This is a genomic window from Endozoicomonas sp. ONNA2, from assembly GCF_024606365.1.
Classification (GTDB): domain Bacteria; phylum Pseudomonadota; class Gammaproteobacteria; order Pseudomonadales; family Endozoicomonadaceae; genus Endozoicomonas.
Map to the genome: position 1 here is coordinate 1 of NZ_JAHHPO010001168.1, position 5,252 is coordinate 5,252.

The following is a 5,252-nucleotide window of genomic DNA, read 5'->3' on the forward strand; positions in this document are numbered from 1 at the left end:
CATAATAAATTACCTGAGAAAATAAAAATATTTTTATTATATCTGTAGTTATTCTTCAGGCTTGAGCAATTAACTTCTAAAGTTCATATCAGTAGCGGCTAAAGATATTAAGGGATTGTCCTGGAATAATTTCATCATTTTATTCAGTCTGGGAAATTGTCGCCACCCGCTGCCCGCAATAGCTCAAGTGATTCAAGCTTTTCGCGAAGCAGGCAGCGTTTGTAGAGAAGTTATTTCAGGACAATTTCTAACCCGGATATTTCATAAACTGCCCCGACTCTCGCGCAGGACTTTGTCGCTCCAGGAGGCTGTCCGAGAAGACCCTGAAACTGGCTTTTGACGTGGGTCACGCAGAGCGCACCCGAGGGGAGCGTGTAGATACCCAACAAATCAAACAAAAGACCGACAACAAATAGCGGAGGGGCAGCCCCCCGCTACTGCTGATGGAGGCTTGCGTAATATAGCCGGTGTAGCCTGTGAAGTTTCAGAATCCTCGCCCGTCAGGGCGGGGAGTGTCACTTGAGCTTTTCCTTGATACGCGCAGCTTTACCGCTCAGCTCACGGAGGTAGTACAATTTGGCCTGACGAACGTCACCACGACGCTTCACAGTCACAGATGCGATCAGTGGAGAGTAAGTCTGGAATGTACGCTCAACGCCAACACCGCTGGAGATTTTGCGAACGGTGAAAGCAGAGTTCAGGCCACGTTTACGCTTGCCGATGACAACGCCTTCGAACGCCTGCAAACGCTCACGGTTGCCTTCTTTTACCTTAACCTGTACGACTACAGTGTCACCCTGGCTAAAGGCAGGGATCTCGTTGTTCATTTGTTCAGCTTCAAGCTGCGCAATGATTTTGTTTTTGCTCATTGATAATTGCTCCTGGTTAGTCAATTTTGTCCCGCTCAAGCTGTGTTTCACTCAGATTGCCCTGACAAGAGCAATCCAAAACAAGCCGATATCACATCTGTTAAAGAGGCATGCTCTGGCTTTGGGAGGCTGTCCGGGAATAGACTGCCACCGGCCGTCTATTCCCGGACAGCCTCCCGGGCTGAGTGTTCAGCAATAAACTCCGACAACAACCTTTCTTCCTCGCTGGACAGTGACCTGTTTTGCCGAATGTTGGCTAGCAGATCGGGTCGTCTCAGCCAGGTTTTGCCCAAAGAGTGTTTCAATCGCCAGCGCTTGATAAGCGCATGGTTGCCTGATAACAGCACTTGTGGCACTCTCTGTCCTTCAAAACACTCAGGACGGGTGTAGTGCGGGCAGTCAAGAAGACCATCAGCAAATGAATCTTCCTGAGCAGAATCCTTATGACCCAGGGTGCCCGGTACAAAGCGTGAAACTGCATCAATCAGAGTCATGGCAGCGAGTTCACCACCACTTAACACGTAATCGCCAATAGACCATTCTTCATGGATTTCGGTCTGGATTACCCGCTCGTCAATACCTTCATATCGCCCCGCGACCAGGATCAGCTTCTTGCTTTGGGCAAGTTCCTCTACACCTTTCTGGTCGAGCATGCGACCCTGTGGCGAGAGGTAAATCACTTTGGCCTCGGTTCCTGCAGCGTTGCGAGCTGCATGGATGGCGTCACGCAGAGGTTGAATTTTCATCAACATGCCGGGACCACCGCCATAAGGTCGGTCATCCACAGTTCGGTGCCGGTCATGGGTAAAGTCCCTGGGATTCCAGGTCTGTACCTCAATCAGCCGTTCCTTAACCGCACGGCCGGTAATACCGTGCTCGGTTATGGCCCGGAACATGTCCGGGAACAGACTGACGACACCGAACCACATTCCAATGTCCATGGCGCTCTGGTTAGAGTCCTGATGAGTTTTTGCCAGTGTAGCTGGCTCATCAAGAGGTGAGAGTTGAGTCGTCATGGCCAGTTAAAACTCCGGGTCCCAATCTACCCGGATAAATCCTTTATCAGGATTAACGTCTAACACCACCGATCCGGCAAGCCAGGGTACCAGACGCTCGCGGCGATCAATACTGCCCTTTGTGGGGCGAATGACCAGCACGTCGTTGGCACCTGTTTCCATCAGGTGGCTGACTTTACCCAATAGAACATTGTCCCCCAAAGCGTTGCGGGAGAAAACATCCAGCGATTCCAGTTGATGCCAGTAAATCTCGTCATCTTCCGGTTCGGGCAGATCATCGGCGTTAATGGTGATCTGGTAACCACAGTAACTGCGGGCCTGCTCACGATCGTCACAACCGATGATATGGGCAATCAGACCTTTTCCGTGGGACTGGGCCTGATCGATTTCAACGGTTTTGATATCACCGTTGTGGTCAAGAATCCAGCGTGGGTAGTTGAGGATGTTTGCCATCGGGCTGGTGTTGGAGTGAATCTTCAGCCAGCCCTTGACCCCGAAAACCGAGGCGATATGGCCTAACGTAATGCGCTTGACAGCGCCCTCTACTGCCGTTGTCACCGGGTTCACGCAGCCTTTTTGGCTTCTTTGAGCAGCTGGGCAACGCGGTCAGATGCAGTAGCACCCTGGCCCAGCCAGAATTCTACACGCTCGTTATCAATACGCAGACGCTCTTCCTGGCCACGGGCACAGGGATTGAAGAAACCGACACGCTCAATGAAACGACCGCCGTTGGCGTTACGGCTGTCAGCCACGGTCAGGTGGTAAAACGGGCGCTTTTTCGAGCCGCCACGGGCAAGACGAATGGTTACCATTGAATAGGGATTCCTATAGTTGTTTCCGGCAACTGGTTTACTGTGTTTACCTTGCCAAACGCGCAGGACATTATGGCTAAAACCCAGAAGAAATTAGACAGATTTGAGCGAGGAAAAGTTCCTTTTTCATCATCCGTCAGCTAATCCATGATCGGATCAATAGCCAATCATAACGGCCGCATATTGTAGGGAAAACCAGCGGGAGTGGCAATATGCTGTGATAACTGCGTTTCAGTTATGTCAGTGCCATGCTCGTGGGGCGTTACAACTTCGGCCACATAGCCACAGCCAGGTAGTTGGCCAGCTACTTGACAACAGCCCACGGGAATCGTTCATTCAGTGGGCTTCTTTTTCAAGATTATCAGTGCTGCTGATTTTCCCAGTTTGGCAAGCCTTTGCGTTGCCGTGCGATAGGGGTCGTAGTAATTTCCACTATTTTCATCAGCAGCTTGTAATGCCGCTTGAGTTCCCTCAAATGGCATTTTTACGATAACGGGGATTGTCTCTTCGAGTTCTGAGTGTCCCATTGAATCAGCATAATTAAGTACCTTGCCATCTTTAAACCAGACCAGAAAATGACCCTCTTCAATGCTGACCGCGGAGTCGAATTCGTAGATCAACTTTTTTTTATCTTCTTGTTCATTTAGTTGTTCTTGTTCACCTACTTGTTCATCTTCAGTCGTGGGAATAGCTACATCTTTCCACCACTGGATGTCGGGTCTGACAGTGAATCCAAAGTTGGGGATGGTAACAAGCAATATTTCCGGGTATTGCCCGGTTTTCTCATCAGGTAATAATTGTTCAAACGCAGATTTATCAAGTTGAAGATCGTTCTTGATTCCTTTGAGCCAGGTAATGATAAGCTCTTCCACGGTGGTCGCCTCTTTGGAAATGGTTGTGGTCCATTTTCCACTGTTATCTGAATCATCTTTAAAACCGCTTAGCTTATGGTTTACCAACCACTTTTGTCCCCTGACATTGATAAATGATGAATGAGAGGAGCGTACAAAGGTGCCACTGACAGGGTGTTTTGCAAGCTCGACTTCAGTCGTTCTCGATTTATGCGTCATGTCATCAACATATTCAAATGTTTTAGTGAGATCACAGTTTGTTTTAATATCACGTTTGGTCTTACACTTTATCAAAAGCCCTCCATCCTTCCCTACGAATTGGCTGTGAGCGTAAATATATTTTGCAGAGTCAGAGGGTGGATCCGCTTTCAGTTCTTTTTCGATCAGGCCTTCCGAAGTCCCGGGCAGCGGAATGCCTTCAGCAAGATTACTTATTACTTTGGATGAGTCATTGGTAACGAAGAATCCATTCGCAGCATCAATCCATGCTATTTTGTGTTTCAGACATTGCTTCGATTCTTTAAGGTTGAGAACATTTCCGGATGGATCTTTTTTTATTTCCCGATAAGCATAGATGTTTGTAAGGATTGCTGTGAGAATTTCTGGCATATCCAGAGTAGTGCACGACTCTCCATGGCCGAGTCGGTAAAGTGTTCTCATGCGGTTCAAGCCTTCATCAGCGATGTAGCCATTGGTCTTTTCATTGAAGTGAAAATTTTCACAGATTGCTAAAAGTTCCTGCAGAGAAGCCGCTTCTTCCTTTTTGCCCGCCAATTGTTGGTTGATAACGCCATCTTTAATCTCGTCAGTTAACCATTCCATTAGCCCGTTGTTTGATATGGCCATAAAAAAAGAGGCCAGTGAACAGTTGTTGTTTTTTGCCTGGATGCCTGCATGATGGATTAATGAAACTTTGTCGTGTGTGTGTATCAGCGTTGGTGTCGGAGGGGGGCAGGCGCTGCTGGATACCTTCTCTGATGGTTGCTTTACTTTTGGCTCCTGCGGTTCGGTCATGTTGATCCCGGGAGGGTGCAATAATTCTTTCAATTCTTTCAGCATGCTGAGGTTAAGGTAGGAAAGCATAGACGCGTGATCATTGCCTTCATCCAGAGTAAGATTTTCCGGAAATTCTGATTGGGTGAATGACGACGCGGTGTTCTGGTCCGCTGTGGCCCCTGCTGATTCGATATGTGTTTTTTGCGCAGAGCCGAGGTTTGTTTCAGTTTTGCTTGCAGGGTTGGTAATCGTTCGCTCTGGTAGAGCGGTGTGAGGCTCGTCGTTGCAGTGGGCACCAGCTATTTGAACGCTGGGTTCATTCGGGCAGATGCTCTTTATGCCCGCAGATGCAGGTTTTTTATCGCCCACTTCTTGATTGTCTGTCGGGATTGAAATAGTTCCAAAAGACGAGTTAATGCTTTCCACTTCGAATTCTCCATTACCCTGAGGGTTTAAATTTATAGATGTCTAGTCATTGAAAATTATGGTTTTATTGTGAGTCAGGCAAGCTGCCTTACCCTTTTGTTCGAAAACAGGGACCCTGTTTCTGACTTGATTTCTAACCTTTCAGAGCTTTAGACAGCAAAATTTCGTAAATGTTCGGATGGTGAATTTTCTTTGTTATGCGGAATTGCTATAAGCTACTGCTCTTAGGTAAGCATTAGGGAATTCTTCCTGATAGTACTACTGTCCATTCTTTCTTTAGCT

The 5,252-nt window shown here is 47.8% G+C and carries 5 protein-coding genes; all 5 read right to left on the reverse strand.

Going from position 1 to position 5,252, the window contains the following annotated elements:
• Positions 1-515: 515 nt before the first annotated feature.
• Positions 516-869 carry a 50S ribosomal protein L19 gene (gene rplS, locus KDK14_RS20605; RefSeq protein WP_257267114.1) on the reverse strand — a complete coding sequence of 118 codons (354 nt, stop codon included), beginning with the start codon at positions 867-869 and terminating at the stop codon, positions 516-518.
• Positions 870-1,027: 158 nt separating this feature from the next.
• Positions 1,028-1,798 carry a tRNA (guanosine(37)-N1)-methyltransferase TrmD gene (gene trmD, locus KDK14_RS20610; RefSeq protein ID WP_257267120.1) on the reverse strand — a complete coding sequence of 257 codons (771 nt, stop codon included), beginning with the start codon at positions 1,796-1,798 and terminating at the stop codon, positions 1,028-1,030.
• Positions 1,799-1,891: 93 nt separating this feature from the next.
• Entirely contained in the window at positions 1,892-2,452 is a 561-nt protein-coding gene (rimM, locus tag KDK14_RS20615; protein ID WP_257267115.1) for a ribosome maturation factor RimM, read from the reverse strand.
• Positions 2,449-2,697, reverse strand: a complete 249-nt coding sequence (gene rpsP / locus KDK14_RS20620; RefSeq protein WP_257267116.1) for a 30S ribosomal protein S16 — start codon at positions 2,695-2,697, stop codon at positions 2,449-2,451. Before rpsP ends, rimM begins: the two co-directional genes overlap by 4 nt.
• Positions 2,698-3,029: 332 nt before the next feature.
• Complete coding sequence (locus tag KDK14_RS20625) at positions 3,030-4,970, reverse strand: hypothetical protein (protein ID WP_257267118.1); 1,941 nt, start codon at positions 4,968-4,970, stop codon at positions 3,030-3,032.
• Positions 4,971-5,252: the final 282 nt, after the last annotated feature.

Excerpts from the sequence above, each read along its gene's own strand:
- rplS (WP_257267114.1), bottom strand. The coding sequence starts at position 869 with ATGAGCAAAAACAAAATCATTGCGCAGCTTGAAGCTGAACAAATGAAC.
- rpsP (WP_257267116.1), bottom strand. The coding sequence starts at position 2,697 with ATGGTAACCATTCGTCTTGCCCGTGGCGGCTCGAAAAAGCGCCCGTTT.
- trmD (WP_257267120.1), bottom strand. The coding sequence starts at position 1,798 with ATGTGGTTCGGTGTCGTCAGTCTGTTCCCGGACATGTTCCGGGCCATA.